General features: G+C 70.7%; 13 protein-coding genes. 6 read left to right on the top strand and 7 right to left on the bottom strand.

Features of this window, described 5'->3' with window-relative positions:
- Positions 1-225: 225 nt before the first annotated feature.
- The 4 genes from FHR66_RS16750 to FHR66_RS16765 all read right to left on the bottom strand — a co-directional run bounded on the left by FHR66_RS16750 (position 226) and on the right by FHR66_RS16765 (position 4,932).
- A complete protein-coding gene (locus FHR66_RS16750) occupies positions 226-492 on the bottom strand; it encodes a DUF2164 domain-containing protein (RefSeq protein WP_160969481.1) in 267 nt (88 codons plus the stop codon).
- The gene (hemF, locus tag FHR66_RS16755; protein WP_160969479.1) at positions 489-1,388 is read right to left on the bottom strand and encodes an oxygen-dependent coproporphyrinogen oxidase; all 900 of its coding nucleotides are present in this window, start codon (positions 1,386-1,388) and stop codon (positions 489-491) included. The genes FHR66_RS16750 and hemF overlap by 4 nt, the downstream gene beginning before the upstream one ends.
- Before the next feature lie 75 nt (positions 1,389-1,463).
- Entirely contained in the window at positions 1,464-2,024 is a 561-nt protein-coding gene (locus FHR66_RS16760; RefSeq protein ID WP_167087957.1) for a hypothetical protein, read from the bottom strand.
- Between the two features lie 523 nt (positions 2,025-2,547).
- Positions 2,548-4,932 carry a S9 family peptidase gene (locus FHR66_RS16765; RefSeq protein ID WP_160970491.1) on the bottom strand — a complete coding sequence of 795 codons (2,385 nt, stop codon included), beginning with the start codon at positions 4,930-4,932 and terminating at the stop codon, positions 2,548-2,550.
- Between the two features lie 481 nt (positions 4,933-5,413).
- Between FHR66_RS16765 and FHR66_RS16770 the strand changes: the two genes are divergently transcribed.
- From FHR66_RS16770 to FHR66_RS16780, 3 genes are all read left to right on the top strand, one after another.
- The gene (locus FHR66_RS16770; protein WP_160970493.1) at positions 5,414-6,814 is read left to right on the top strand and encodes a cytochrome ubiquinol oxidase subunit I; all 1,401 of its coding nucleotides are present in this window, start codon (positions 5,414-5,416) and stop codon (positions 6,812-6,814) included.
- Entirely contained in the window at positions 6,814-7,830 is a 1,017-nt protein-coding gene (gene cydB, locus FHR66_RS16775) for a cytochrome d ubiquinol oxidase subunit II (RefSeq protein WP_160970495.1), read from the top strand. The genes FHR66_RS16770 and cydB overlap by 1 nt, the downstream gene beginning before the upstream one ends.
- A 107-nt stretch (positions 7,831-7,937) precedes the next feature.
- Positions 7,938-9,302, top strand: coding sequence for an AMP-binding protein (locus FHR66_RS16780; protein WP_160970497.1), 1,365 nt, complete (start codon positions 7,938-7,940; stop codon positions 9,300-9,302).
- A 119-nt stretch (positions 9,303-9,421) separates the two neighbouring features.
- Here the strand turns inward: FHR66_RS16780 and FHR66_RS16785 are convergent, their stop codons facing one another.
- From FHR66_RS16785 to FHR66_RS16795, 3 genes are all read right to left on the bottom strand, one after another.
- Positions 9,422-9,958, bottom strand: a complete 537-nt coding sequence (locus tag FHR66_RS16785; protein ID WP_160970499.1) for an AAA family ATPase — start codon at positions 9,956-9,958, stop codon at positions 9,422-9,424.
- 198 nt (positions 9,959-10,156) lie between these two features.
- Positions 10,157-11,173 (bottom strand): chorismate transformation enzyme, FkbO/Hyg5 family, encoded by a 1,017-nt coding sequence (locus tag FHR66_RS16790; RefSeq protein ID WP_160970501.1) that lies wholly within the window; start codon positions 11,171-11,173, stop codon positions 10,157-10,159.
- Entirely contained in the window at positions 11,170-12,528 is a 1,359-nt protein-coding gene (locus FHR66_RS16795; protein ID WP_202394979.1) for an NAD(P)/FAD-dependent oxidoreductase, read from the bottom strand. Before FHR66_RS16795 ends, FHR66_RS16790 begins: the two co-directional genes overlap by 4 nt.
- 131 nt (positions 12,529-12,659) lie before the next feature.
- On the opposite strand from FHR66_RS16795, the gene xanC reads away from it, so the two are divergent.
- The 3 genes from xanC to FHR66_RS16810 are packed head-to-tail and all read left to right on the top strand — an operon-like array spanning position 12,660 to position 14,439.
- Positions 12,660-12,929: a xanthomonadin biosynthesis acyl carrier protein XanC gene (gene xanC, locus FHR66_RS16800; protein ID WP_003470209.1), complete on the top strand. Its 270-nt coding sequence runs from the start codon at positions 12,660-12,662 to the stop codon at positions 12,927-12,929.
- Complete coding sequence (locus FHR66_RS16805) at positions 12,904-13,635, top strand: COG4648 family protein (RefSeq protein ID WP_160970503.1); 732 nt, start codon at positions 12,904-12,906, stop codon at positions 13,633-13,635. Before xanC ends, FHR66_RS16805 begins: the two co-directional genes overlap by 26 nt.
- A gap of 54 nt (positions 13,636-13,689) precedes the next feature.
- Positions 13,690-14,439, top strand: a complete 750-nt coding sequence (locus FHR66_RS16810; RefSeq protein WP_167087972.1) for a lysophospholipid acyltransferase family protein — start codon at positions 13,690-13,692, stop codon at positions 14,437-14,439.
- The last annotated feature ends 4 nt before the right edge of the window (positions 14,440-14,443 follow it).

Consider the following 14,443-nt stretch of genomic DNA (forward strand, 5'->3'; position numbering starts at 1 on the left):
TTTAACTTAAATCTTCACGAACGAGCAAGGTGGGAAATGTTCTTATATCCCTCGACAGGCGCAATACCTGTCGCGGATCTCCTCCCATCCCCTGGAGCAGATCCAGGAACGGCGACTCCTCCCCAAGTCTCCGTTCCCTGGCCCCGCCGACCTCCCCCTGGTCCGCGGGGCTTTTTTATGCCTGCAGTTTTATTGACGCCGCGCCGGCGGCGTGCGCTGCCGTGCTCAGCGGCGCGCGTCGGTGGGCTGCTGCAATTGGTAGAGCGCGTCGTCCAGGGTATCCAGCTGCGTGGCCAGCAGCGCGCGGGCATCGTGCAGGCCGCGGTTGTAGTAATGCGCGCCGATGCGCTCGGCGACGAAGTCGAGCAGGAATTCGGCCTCGAACGCGCCGACCTGCTGCTGCAGCTCGGTGCGCAGGTAGGCCTGCAGCTGTTCGGCGATGGCGCGCTTGTCCTCGCGGCCCAAAACGGCAGTGCGCGCTGGCGTGCTCATGCCAGCCAGTCGCGCGGCACCAGGTACTCGGCCAGGCGCGCCTCCGCGCTGCCCGGTTCGGGCTGGAAGCCGTATTCCCAGCGCACCCGCGGCGGCAGGCTCATCAGGATGCTTTCGCTGCGGCCGCCGCTCTGCAGGCCGAACAGGGTCCCGCGGTCGTAGACCAGGTTGAATTCGACGTAGCGGCCGCGCCGGTACAGCTGGAACTCGCGCTCGCGCTCGCCCCAGGGCAGGCCGCGGCGGCGTTCGACGATCGGCAGGTAGGCGTCGAGGAAGCCGTCGCCGACCGCGCGCTGGTAGGCGAAGTCGCGCTCGAAATCGGCATGCAGGTCGTCGAAGAACAGGCCGCCGACGCCGCGGGTCTCGTTGCGGTGCTTGAGGAAGAAGTACTCGTCGCACCAGCGCTTGTGCGCCGGATAGCGGTCTTCGCCGAAGGGCGCGCACAGGTCGTGCGCGGTCTGGTGCCAGTGGCGGGCGTCTTCGTCGAACGGGTAGTACGGGGTCAGGTCGAAGCCGCCGCCGAACCACCAGGCCACGGTGGCGCCGTCGCGCTGCGCCTCGAAGTAGCGCACGTTGGCGTGGGTGGTGGGGATGTACGGGCTGAGCGGATGGAACACCAGCGACACCCCGACCGCGCGCCAGGAGGCGCCGGCCAGTTCCGGGCGGTTGGCGCTGGCCGAGGGCGGCAGGCGGGTGCCGGCGACGTCGGAGAAGCCGATGCCGGCCTGCTCGAACAGCGCGCCATCGCGCAGGATGCGGGTGCGGCCGCCGCCGCCCTCCGCGCGCTGCCACAGGTCTTCGGCGAAACGGGCCTGGCCGTCGGCGGCCTCGACCGCCGCGCAGATGCGGTCTTGCAGGTCAGTGAGATAGTCGCGGACACGGTCGAAGGTATGCATGCCGCCATTCTAGAAGCTGCCTGTGTCAGGCGTCAGCGCCGGGCTGCGCGGACCGCGCAGGCCGGTCGGCGTGCGTCAGCGGTGGAACTCGGCGCGGATCGCGGGGCGGCACAACTGGTAGACCAGCCAGCCGTGCAAGCCGGCGAAGACCAGCGCGGTCAGCGCGCCGCTGACCATGAGGGTGATGCGGCTCAGGGCCAGGTCGTGCTGGAGCTGTTGCGGGTCGAAGGCGTGCTGCGGCGCCCAGGCCTGCAGCAGGTCGAGCAGTTGCCACAGCAGCGGCAGCACCGCGAAGTTGGCTGCGGCGGTGACCACCAGGAACACGATGAAGGCCCGCCGCGCCCAGTCGCGCCGCTGCAGCAGCGCCCACGACGCCGCACACAGGCCCGCCGACAGCAGCGCCGACAGCCAGGACAGCGCCAGCGCATGGGCCACGCACCATTGCAGCAGCGGCGGCAACGGCAGGCCGGCCTGGCGCAGCACGCCCTCGATCGCTCCGTCCGGCAACGCCATCAGCAGCAGCGCCTGGCCCAGCGAATACAACAGCGACAGCACCCCCAGCAGCAGCGAGAGCTTGGCCATCGCATCGATGGTCTGGTTGCGGGCGGCGGTCAGGGGCAGCGGCGGGGGCGGCATCGGCGGTCCTTCGGGGAGGGGCGGCGCTGGTGCCATCGCGCCGGCGGCCGTCCGGCAAGGATAGGGACGACGGACCAGGGCGCAAGCCGGGTGGTGCGCGAGGGGGGCACGCCTGTGCCGGTGCGCGGCCTCTGGTCAGGGCACGGCCGATGCGGTGTCGCCAGGAGCGGGGCGACGCGAAGGTCGTGCCGATGCCATCCGCGTGCGGACGGCCTGGCTGCGAGCGCTCGCGTAGCAGCGGCTTCAGCCGCGACGGGCCTTACCGGGAAGGCCTCGTCGCGACTGAAGTCGCGCCCACAGGGGCGTGCGGCGAGTCCGCCGGGTGCACGGTGGGAGGGACTTCAGTCCCGACGCATTGCGCCATCGGAAGGCTCACCACGTCGCGCGTCGCGGCTGCATGGCAGTTGACCCCTACGGAACGGCGCGATGCGTGACGGACACCGGTGGTCGGCGCTGTCCCGCAGGCGCCCCGCGGGACAGCGCCTGCCGCACGTCGACGGCAAGCGCCCGGCGTGCGGCCGGCTCAGCGCAGCTCGCGCTCGAACAGCTTGAGGATGCGCTTGTATTCGTCCAGCCAGGAATCGGCGCGGGTGAAGCCATGCTTCTCCAGCGGGTACGGCGCGATCTCCCAGTTGTCCTTGTGCAGCTCGATCAGCTTCTGGGTCATGTCCACCGAGTCCTTGAAGAACACGTTGTCGTCGACCATGCCGTGGGCGATCAGCAGGTGGTCGCGCAGCCCACTGGCGTACTCGATCGGCGAGGAGGTGCGGTAGGCCTCCGGGTCCAGGTCCGGGGTGTTGAGGATGTTGGAGGTGTACTCGTGGTTGTACTGGCTCCAGTCGGCCACCGGGCGCAGCGCGGCGCCGGCCTTGAACGTGCCGGGGCTGCGGAACAGCGCCATGTAGGTCATGAAGCCGCCGTAGGAGCCGCCGTAGATGCCGGCGCGGCCGCGGTCGCCCTGCTTGCTGTCGACCAGCCAGTCCAGGCCGTCCAGGTAGTCCTCCAGCTCCGGATGGCCCATGTCGCGGTAGATCGCGGTGCGCCAGTCGCGGCCGTAGCCGGCGCTGGCGCGGTAGTCCAGGTCCAGCACGATGTAGCCCTTCTGCACCAGCAGGTTGTGGAACATCTGCTCGCGGAAGTACGGGGTGTAGCGCGACGACACGTTCTGCAGGTAGCCGGCGCCGTGCACGAACATCACCACCGGATAGCGCTTGCCCGGCTCCGGCTGCGTCGGACCGTAGTACTTGCCCCAGACGGTGCCGGCGCCGTGCTTGGACGGCACCTGCACGAACTGCGGCTGCACCCACTGGCGTGCCTTGAACGCCGCGCTGCGGGTGTCGGTGAGCACGCGCGCGTTGCCGCCGGCGGCCGGCAGCACCGCCAGTTGCGGCGGCAGGTAGGGGCCGGAGTAGTGCACCAGCAGCTGCTGGCCGTCCGGCGACAGCGCGAAGTCTTCCACGCCGTCCAGCGACGTCAGCTCGGCGACGCTGTCGTTGCGCAGGTCGAGCTTGCACACCTCGTAGTCGCCCGGCCACTTGCGGTTGCACAGGAACAGGAAGCCCTGGCCATCGGCGCTGACCACCGGCGCGGACACTTCCCACTTGCCGGAGGTGCGCTGGCGCGGCTTCTCGTTGCCGCGCTGGGTGTACAGGTGCGAATAGCCGGACTGCTCGGACAGCAGCCACAGCGTCTGGTTGTCCGGCATCCAGCCGAAATCGTTGAAGCTCCAGTTGATCCAGGCCGGGTCGGTCAGGCGATGGCGCGGCTGCAGCACCGCCTTGTCCAGGTCGACGCTGGCGATCCAGCGGTCCTTGTTGTCCACCGCGCGCAGCAGCACCGCGACGTTGCGGCCGTCTTCGCTCCAGTGCATCGAGGCGCCGCTGCCGTCGCCGTCGGTTTCCACGCGCACCGCGCGCGGGCCCTGCAGCGGCTCCTGCTTGGCCGCCTTGCGCAGCGCCGCCAGCGGATCGGTGCCGATGCCGGGCAGCACCGACAGGTCGAGCTTACGCGCGCTGCCGGCCACCGCATCGACCAGCCACAGGGTCTGCGCCACCGGCGAATTACGCCCGACCAGGGTGCGCGCTTCCTGGAACTCGGCGTAGCCGGATTCGGTCACGTAGCGCGGCATCTTGCTGTCGCGGCCCTCCTCGGCGCCTTTGGCGTGGGTGACCACCAGCAGGTGGCGGCCGTCCGGCGACAGCGCGCTGTCGTCGACCACCACGTCGTCGCCCAGGTACACCGGCGCCGGCGCGCGGCTGCTGTCGGCGCGGCGCCAGGCCTGCTCCTGCTGGCGCAGCAGTTCGCGCTGCGCGCGATCGCGGGCCAGGGTCTCCAGGGTGCGCAGCTGCTGGTCGCGCAGCACGTCGGGCTTGGGTGCAGCGTCGGGATCGCGCTCGGCCTTGAGCACCGCGGCCTGCTGCACGCCGCCGCCGGGGCTCCAGCGGTACCAGTCGTTGCCGACCCGCCACAGCGCACCGCCATCGGTGGTGAACTGCGGCCGCGCCGCGGCCTGGTTGCTGCGGGTCAGCTGGGTCAGCGCGCCGCTGCGCAGGTCGCGCAGGAACACGTCGCCGTTGCGCACGAACAGCATGCGCTGGCGGCGTGCGTCGTAGACCGGATTGGCCGCGTCCAGGGTGCTGCGCTGCGCGTCCTCGACCCGCTGCGCGGCGCCGCCGTCGACGCCCTGGCGGTAGGTGTCGCGCACCGGGCTGCCGGTGCGCTTGAGCTGGTACTGCACCTGGTGCCCGTCCCAGGCCCACCAGGCGTCCTCGACCGGCGGCCCGATCCAGTCCGGATCGGCCATGGCCTGCTCGATGGTCAGCGGGGCGGGGGCATCCTGGGCCGCGGCCAGCGGCGGCAGGCAGGACAGGGACAGCAACGCAACAGCGCTCAGGGCGAGACGACGCATCTGGAATTCCGGGCGAACGGCAAACCGCAAGCGTAGCAGCCACCAGGGCGGCGGCGATTGCGCCATCGGTCATGGGCGGGTTGCGGCAGGGCGATCCGGGCGCGTCGCTGCCGTGTATCGCAATCCGGCCATGGCAGCGCCAATTCAGGGAGCGGCGCCTGCTCGAGGTCGCCGATTATGCTGTCGGCACTGCCGGCTTGCGCTGGCAGTCCTGCCGCAACTGCATCGGTGTGATGCAGACGCGGTCCGCAATTCGCAGCGCGTTGCACGCACGTTTCTGCCACGTGCGCCGCTACGCTGGATCGGCGCCGTTGGCGTCCGCCCGATCGCGTGAGTGTCGTTGTGCTGGACGTGCCTGGGTGCATGCGCAATCCCGCACCGCAGCGGCTGCAACAAGACGCCGCTGCGACAAACCGTCACATCCCATTTCGCCGCGCCGCACCAACAATAGGCATCGTTTCCGCTGCCTCAGGCGCTACTCATGGACGCCCTGCTGCTGTCGCGCATCCAGTTCGGATTCGTCATCAGTTTCCACGTGCTGTTCCCGGCCTTCACCATCGGCCTGTCGAGCTGGCTGGCGTTCCTGGAATGGCGCTGGCTGCGCACCCGCGACACGGTGTGGCGCGATCTGTACTTCTTCTGGCTGAAGATCTTCGCCGTGTCCTTCGGCATGGGCGTGGTCAGCGGCATCGTGATGAGCTTCCAGTTCGGCACCAACTGGGCGGTGCTCAGCGAACGCGCCGGCAACATCCTCGGCCCGCTGCTCAGCTACGAGGTGCTGACCGCGTTCTTCCTGGAGGCCTCTTTCCTGGGGGTGATGCTGTTCGGCTGGCACAAGGTGCCGGAGAAGCTGCACTTCCTGGCCACCTGCCTGGTCGCGATCGGCACGCTGATCTCCACGTTCTGGATCCTGTCGGCCAACAGCTGGCTGCAGACGCCGGCCGGCTACGCCGTGGTCGAGGGCGTGTTCCAGCCGGCCAACTGGCGCGAGGTGATCTTCAACCCGTCGTTCCCGTACCGGCTCACGCACATGGTGCTGGCCGCGTTCATCACCACCTGCTTCGTGATCGGCGGCGTCAGCGGCTGGTACCTGCGCCGCGGCGAGCATCTGGACGCGGCCGGGCGCATGCTCAAGCTGGCGGTGGCCTTCGCCGCGATCGCGCTGCCGCTGCAGATCGCCGCTGGCGATGCGCATGGCCTGAACACGCTCGAGCACCAGCCCATCAAGGTGGCGGCGATGGAAGGGCACTGGCACGGCGAGGCGCCGGGGCAGGGCGTGCCGCTGGTGGTGTTCGCGGTACCCAACGAGGCCGCCGAGCGCAACGACTACGAAGTCGCCATTCCGCGCCTGGGCAGCGTGATCCTGACCCATACGCTGGATGGCGAGATCGCCCCGCTGACCTCCGTGCCGGCCGACGAGCGGCCGCCGGTGAAGCCGGTGTTCTACGCGTTCCGGGTGATGGTCGGGCTGGGCATGGCGATGTTGCTGCTGGCACTGGTGTCGCTGTTCTTCTGGTGGCGCGGCACGCTGCTGCGCCGGCGCGTCCTGCACCTGGCCTGGAACGCAATGCTGCCGGCCGGGTTCGTGGCGCTGGTCGCCGGCTGGTTCGTCACCGAGATCGGGCGCCAGCCGTACGTGATCTACGGCCTGCTGCATACCCGCGACGCGGTCAGCCCGGTCAGCCCGGCGATGGTGTGGATCTCGCTGAGTGTGTACGTGCTCGCCTATGCGCTGGTGTTCGGGTTCGGCAGTTGGTACATCCTGCGCATGCTGCGCCACGGGCCGCTGCCGCACGAGCCGGCGCCGCGCATGCAGGAGGGCGACAAGACCCCGGCGCGGCCGCTGTCGGCGGCCGACGACGACATCGAGGAGACCCGCTGATGGACATGGCGACCGTATTGCCGGTGATCTGGTTCGGCGTGATCGGTTTCGGCGTGCTGATGTACGTGCTGCTGGACGGCTTCGTGCTCGGCCTGGGCATCCTGGCGCCGTTCGCCGAGGACGAGGACCAGCTCGACCTGATGATGAATACCGCCGCGCCGATCTGGGACGGTAACGAGACCTGGCTGGTGCTGGGTGGCGCCGGCCTGCTGGCGGCGTTCCCGAAGGCCTATGCGATCGTGCTGTCGGCGCTGTACCTGCCGGTGCTGATGATGCTGATCGCGCTGGTGTTCCGCGGCGTGGCCTTCGAGTTCCGCTTCAAGGCGCGCAGTTCCAAGTACCTGTGGGGCTGGGCGTTCGCGCTGGGCTCGCTGTGCGCGGCGTTCTGGCAGGGGGTGATCCTGGGCGCGCTGGTGGAAGGCATGCCGTTGCAGGACGGCAAGTACCTGGGCGGGGTGCTGGCCTGGTTCAGCCCGTTCTCGATGCTCACCGGCGCGGCGGTGGTGTTCGGCTACGCGCTGCTCGGCGGCAGCTGGCTGATCCTCAAGACCGAGGGCGCGATGCAGCACATCGCCCGCACCCTGACCCGGCCGCTGGTGCTGGTGGTGGTGGTGTTCATGGGCCTGGTCAGCGCCTGGCTGCCGTTCCTGGACTCGCGGATCATGGCGCGCTGGTTCCACGACGGGAACTTCTGGTGGCTGTCGCCGGTGCCGCTGCTGGTGCTGGTCAACGCGGTGGCGCTGTGGCGCGCGGCGATGGCGCAGGGCCGCGATGCGCGCCCGTTCGTGCTGACCCTGTGCTTCTTCGTGCTCGGCTTCTTCGGCCTGGTATTGGGTATCTGGCCGAACATCGTGCCGCCCGGGCTGACCATCTGGGAAGCGGCCTCGCCGCCGTCCTCGCAGGGTTTCGTGCTGGTCGGGCTGGCGGTGCTGCTGCCGGTGATCCTGGGCTACACCGCGTGGTCGTACCGGGTGTTCCGCGGCAAGATCACCGCCGACACCGGCTACCACCACTGACGGCGGCCGCTGCGGCGGCCGGCCGGCTTGCCAGCGGCGGCGGTGGCGGCCAAGCTACCGGCTTCCCGCGCCGTGCGGGTCATCGCCCGCCCGAGCCGCCGCCCCGCATGTCCGCCGTTTCCTCCGAGATTCCCGCCGCGCCCCTGCTGCACCCGCTCGCCGTCGGCGACGCGCACCGTCCGCTGGCCTTCGCCAACGGCGAGCACATCGACCTGGCCACCTTCCTTGGCCACGTGCGCGGCCTGGCCGCGGTGCTGCCGGCCGGCCGGCACGCGCTGAACCTGTGCGAGGACCGCTACCGTTTCATGGTCGCGTTCTGTGCGGTGGCGCTGCGCGGGCAGACCTCGCTGCTGCCGTCCTCGCGCGCGCCGGCGGTGGTGGCCGAGGTGCAGCGCACCCATGCCGACTGCTATTGCCTGGGCGACCTGGCGCTGGCCGAGCCGCCGCCGCGCTACTGGCAGTTGCCGGACGTCTTGCCGTCGCTGGACGGGCCGATGCCGCAGCTGGCCGACGATGCGCTGGTCGCGATCGGCTTCACCTCCGGCAGCACCGGCGCGCCCAAGCCCAATCCCAAGACCTGGGGCAGCTTCCTCACCAGCACCCGCCAGGACCTGCTGGCGCTGGTCGGGCTGTGGCCGGACACGGCGGTGCCGCAGGTGGTGGCGACGGTGCCGCCGCAGCACATGTACGGCATGGAGCTGTCGATCCTGCTGCCGCTGGTGACGCCGCTGGCGGTGCACGCCGGGCGCCCGTTCTTTCCCGAGGACGTGGCCCGCGCGCTGGCGCAACTGCCGGCGCCGCGGCTGCTGGTGACCACGCCGGTGCATCTGCGCGCGCTGGTCGAATCCGGCGTCGCCCTGCCGCCGCTGGCCGGCATCGTCTCGGCCACCGCGCCGCTGGCGCAGGAGCTGGCCGCCGCCGCCGAGGCGCGCTTCGGCGGGCAGGTGCGCGAGATGTTCGGCTCCACCGAGACCTGCGTGTTCGCCAGCCGCCGCACCGCCTGCGAAGTGCCGTGGACGCCGTTGCCCGGCGTGCGCGTTGCGCCGCAGCCGGACGGCACCCTGGTGCACGCGCCGCATCTGCCGCAGCCGGTGCTGCTGGCCGACCTGATGGAAGTGGACGCCGACGGCCGGTTCCAGGTGCGCGGCCGCCAGGCCGACCTGCTGGAGATCGCCGGCAAGCGCGCCTCGCTGGCCGACCTCACCCGGCGCCTGCTGGCCCTGCCGGGCGTGGTCGACGGCGCGATGCTGCAGCTGGAGCCGGAACCCGGCCAGGCGGTCGGCCGCATCGCCGCGGTGGTGGTCGCGCCGACCCTGGACGAAGCCAAGATCCTGGCCGCGCTGCGCCGCGAACTGGACCCGGTGTTCCTGCCGCGCCGGCTGCGCCTGCTCGACGCCCTGCCGCGCAACGAGACCGGCAAGCTGCCGCGCGATCGGATGCTGGCGCTGTTGGCTGGAGAGCGCGACGCCTGAGGCGCAGGCAGGTTGCACCGGTCACCAGGCCGATCGGATTGTCGACCCGTTAGGACGGGCTGCGCATGATGGAGCCTGTGTGTGCCCGGCGTCGCTCGCGTTCGAAGCGACGGCTCGCTTTACTCGGACAAGCGGTTCGACACCTCGGCGACGAGGCGCTCCACGTCCACCGGCATGCGCGTATCCACCGCGACCACGGCTCCTAGTCCGACCGGTCCGGCGTACTCGGCGAGCATGTCCGGCGGCAGTGCTTTCAACGGATGCGCTGCGTGATGCGTGCTGGCCGCCGCGCGCTCCCGAAAACGTCGGGCGGTTTCGTCGGGGCCGCAGTCGCAGTGCACTTCGACGATGACGGCGTCCAGGCTGACCAGTTTGTCGCGTTCGTACGCGCTGCGCGGCCGGAAGTTGGCTTCCAGCACCGCCTGCGGCGCATGGCGCGCCAGCGACCAGAGCAGTTCCATCGCCGCGCCGCCGATCCGGCGCGATGCGGCCAGATCGCCGCCGCTGTCGCCGAGGGCGTCGGTCAGGGTTTCCTTGATGACATCCTTGCAGAACAGCGGAAATCCGAGCCGTTTGGCGAGCGGGACCGCCAAGGTGGTTTTCCCTGCGCCAGGCGCACCGGACACGATCACGATCTTGCGGCGACTGTCGGACATGGCATGCCAGTGCAAAAGGTCTGGAACGGGCGCCACCGATCATCCGGCGACGTGACTTGGAAATCGGTGCGCGTCTTTGCAAGCGGCGAACCGCGGCAGCAGTGATGGCCTAACACCCCGCAGCGTTCGACGCCTGATCGAGCCAACCGCAGCGCCGGCGCGGCGATGGCGAGCTCGCGCACGCAGCGACGCGCTGCCTCAGCCGTGCACCCCGTCGATCTCCACCGCCAGTTCGTCGCGGCAGATCACCGCGTGCAGCAGCAGGCGCGGCACGTGGTCGCCGAAGCGGGTGTCGAGGGCATTGGCGACCAGCGGCAGGTCGGCGGCTTCGCGCACGTAGACCTTCAGGCGGGTGCCGTCGCCGAACTGCGGCGGCAGGTCCGGGGCGTGGCTGCGGGCGGCCGCCAGCAGGGCGTCGAAGTTGGCGAAGGTCTCTTCCAGCTGCGCCAGCAACTGGCCCTGGTGCATGGAGGCGTGGCCGACCACGCTGGCGGTGCCCGACAGCAGCAGCGGCATGTCGCTGCCGGCCGGCGGCAGCATCGCGCGGGCGAAACTGGGCGGCTGCGGGCCGTACTGGCGCGGGTAGCGGTAGGCGCTGACCTGGCGCGGGTTCTCCAGCGGGGTGCCGGCCTGCGCGGCGGCCAGCCAGTAGATCTGCATCACCCGCGCGTCGTCGCAGCGGCCGACCGCGGTCGCCGCGGGCAGCTGGGTGGCGTCGAAATCGCCCAGCCCGCGCGCGCGGCCGACGCAGAAGCGCCGGTAGCGCTCGCGGTCGCCGCTGCCCAGGGTGATCGCGTCGAGGTAGTTCCAGATGCGCAGCAGGCGCGGGGTGGCGCTGCCGGACACGAAGGCGGTGATCTGCGCGTAGGCGAGCGCGGCGGCTTCCTCGATGTCCAGGTCGACCTGGCGTTCGTCGATCTCGATGACGCCGAACTGCAGGCGGCCGTCGCTGGCCCAGGCGATGTCGCCGTCGCGGCCGCTGTGCACCGGGGCGTCGGTACGCCATACCTCGAGCATGCGCTGACCGTGCGGCTGCAACGGCACGCGCAGGTAGCGCGGGTCGTCGTGATAGGGCGCAGTCTCGCCGAAGCCGAACACCGCCAGCACCCGGTCCTCGCCCAGCAACGGGCTCGGGTCGGTCTCGGCGATGTAGTCCACCTGCAACTGCGGATGGCCCTGCGTGTGGTGCGGAAACTGCAGGTGCGGGCGGCTCATGGGGTGTCTCCGTGCAAGGTGTCGCCGTGGAACGATTCGCGGGCCTGGCGGCGGCGGTGGCGCCAGGCGCGCCACGCCCGCGGCAGCATCGCCACCGCGGACAGCGCATAGATGGCGCGGAACACGCGCAGGCGGCGCAGCACCGCGCGGTTGTCGAAAACGTCGCCGGCGAGCATCGCCACCACGGCCTGTTCCACCTGCAGCACGTTGCGCGGCTGCGCGAACAGCTCGCGCATGGTCGGCGAGGTGAAGCGGTAGATGAACCACTTGAACTCGTCCAGGCCACCGCGCAGGTGCCGTTCCAGGCGCCGCTGCAGCCGCGCCTCGCTGGCCGGCTCGCGCAGCACCGCGTCGACCATGGCCGCGCCGCGCTCGGCGCTGTGCATGGCCAGGTACACGCCGGAGGAGAACATCGGATCGACGAAGGCGTAGGCGTCGCCGAGCATCAGCCAGCGCGGCCCGCTCATGCGCGTGCATTCGTAGGCGTAGTTGCCCGTGGCGTGCACCGGCGCCACGCGCTGCGCGCCGGCCATCCGCTCCACCACGTCCGGATTCAGCGCCAGGGTGCGCAGCAGGAACGCCTCGCTGTCGCAGCCCTGGCGGGTCTTCATGTACTCCGGGTCGCACACCGCGCCGACGCTCATCACATCGTCGGGCAGCGGGATCAGCCACATCCAGCCGTGCGCGTGGCGGTAGATGCTGATGTTGCCGGCGTCCTCGCCCGGGCGCCGCGCCACGCCGCGGAAATGGCTGAAAAGCGCCGCCGACTGGTGCCGCGGGTTGGACCGCTTGAGCTTGAGCTTGTTGCCGAGGAAGGTGTCGCGGCCGCTGGCGTCGATCAGGTAGCGCGGCCGGTAGTGGCGCACGCCGTCGGCGCTGCGCGCCTGTACCGTCGGCGTGTCGCCGTCCAACTGCACTGCCTCGACCCGGACGCCCTCGTGCACGTCGGCGCCGACTGCGCGCGCCTGCGCGAACAGCACCCGGTCGAAGTCGGCGCGCGGCACCTGCAGCGCGAAGTCGGACTGCGCGCCCAGCGCGTGGGCGAAACGGAAGGTGTTGTAGCCGCCGGCATCGTTGGGGAAGTCCGCGCCGAGCTTGAGCACGCCGATCGCCCGCACCTGCTCGAGCACGCCCAGCCGCTGCAGGATCGGCATGTTCATCGGCAGCAGCGATTCGCCGATGTGGAAGCGCGGGTGGTGGTCCTTTTCCAGCACCGTCACCCGCCAGCCGCGCTGCGCCAGGACGATCGCCGCCGCGCAGCCGGCCGGCCCCCCGCCGATCACCAGCACGTCGGGCGTGTCTGCCGCGGCGGCGTTTGCGGTGGGGGGAAGGGAAGCAACAGCGGGGGACGTCATCCTGAGGGAACCTGCGGGCGCAACGGCGGGGCGAAACGGCATGATAGCGTGCTGTTCGCGGGCCGATGGTTGCGCCGCAGCGCCTGATGCACCATCTTGTCGCACCCGTCCTTTCGCCTGGAAGCCCCTGGATGTCTTCGCAAACCGCCGCCGAACGTGAACTGGCCGAGCTGCTGGTCGAGAGCCTGAACCTGGAAGACGTCCAGCCCGGCGACATCGATCCGGAGGCACCGCTGTTCAATACCGGCCTGGGGCTGGACTCGATCGACGCTCTGGAACTGGCGCTGGCGATCAGCAAGCGCTACGGCTTCCAACTGCGCTCGGACAACGACGAGAACCGCCGCATCTTCGCCTCGCTGCGCGCGCTGTCGGCGCATGTCGAAGCCAACAAGACCAGCTGAGCCGGCCGACGCCGCGCCCTGGGCGCTGGCCCTGGGCGTGCTGCTGGCGCTGGCCTACTCGCCGCTGGCGCACTGGGCCAACGCCGCGCACCGCCCGGACTTGGCGGTGCTGGCCGGGGCGGCGCTGGTGCTGATGGTGCTGGTGGAGCCGATGGCGCGCTGGCGGCCCTGGGCCTGGGCGTTGGCCATCGCCGCGACGGCGGCGCTGGTGCCGCTGTGGCGCTCGCCGCACGCCCTGCTGCTGCTGGCCGCGCCGCCGGTGCTGTTCACCGCCTGGGTGGCCTGGTTCTTCGGGCGCAGCCTGCAGCGCGGGCGCACGCCGCTGATCACCCGCATCGTCGAGGCCCTGTACCGGCAGGCCGGCATGCCGATCACCCCGGAGCAGTTGCGCTACACCCGCCGCCTGACCTTGGCCTGGACCCTGCTGCTGGTGGGGCTGACCCTGCTCAACCTGCTGCTGGCGCTGTGCGCCCAGCCCAGCGGGGTGCTGGCGCAGTTGGGCCTGGCCGCGCCGCTGCCGATCAGCGATGCGCGCGCCTCGCTGTTCGCCAACCTGCTGGGCTACGGGGTCATCGGCGGCTTCTTCGTCGGCGAGTACCTGATGCGCGGGCGCTGGTTTCCGCAGCGTCCCTACCGTAATCTGCCCGACTTCCTGCACCAGCTGGCGCGGCTGGGGCCGGTTTTTTGGCGCGATCTATTGCGCTGACGCGCGAAGTGCAGGGGACGCTAGGTCGTGCAGATCATCAAGGAAAACACCAAGTTGCCGCAGGCAGGGATGCCCTCGCGCATGGCCTGGGCCGTGTGGAACGCCCTGCAGCTGGTATTCACCCTGGCGTTCACCGCGCTGGGCATCGTCGTCGCGCTGGTCCTGCTATGGCTGACCGGGCCGCGCCTGCCGCTGCGCATGGGCGCGCGGTTCTGGGCGCCGGTGCTGCTGTTCGGCGCCGGGGCGCGGCTGCAGGTGGAGGGCCAGGAGCGGGTGGACTGGTCGCGCAATCACCTGTTCGTCAGCAACCACCAGTCGATCATCGACATCTGCGCGCTGTTCATGGCGCTGCCGGTGCCGCTGCGCTTCCTGCTCAAGGACGAGATGCTGAAGGTGCCGTTCGTGAACTGGTATGCGCGTGCGACCGGCATGCTGTTCCTGGACCGCGACAGCCGCCGCGCCGGGGCGATGATGCGGCGCGAGGCGGCGGCGCTGCTGCGCCGTGGCGAGGATCTGTGCCTGTTCCCGGAAGGCACCCGCAGCCGCAACGGCGCGCTGGCCGACTTCAAGGCCGGGCTGCTGCAGGCCGCGATCGACGCGGGGGTGGATGTGGTGCCGGTGGCGCTGGACGGGGCGGGCAAGGTGCTGCCGCCGACCAGCCTGTTCCGGGTCCGGCCCGGCGTCATCCGGGTGCGGATCGGCGTGCCGATCCGGGTGAACGGCGAGGACGGCCCGCTGAACCGCCAGGAATTGACCCAGCGCGCGCACCAGGCCGTCCGTGCGATGCTCGAACCCAGGATATGAGTCG

This window comes from Xanthomonas sp. F4 (assembly GCF_011761895.1).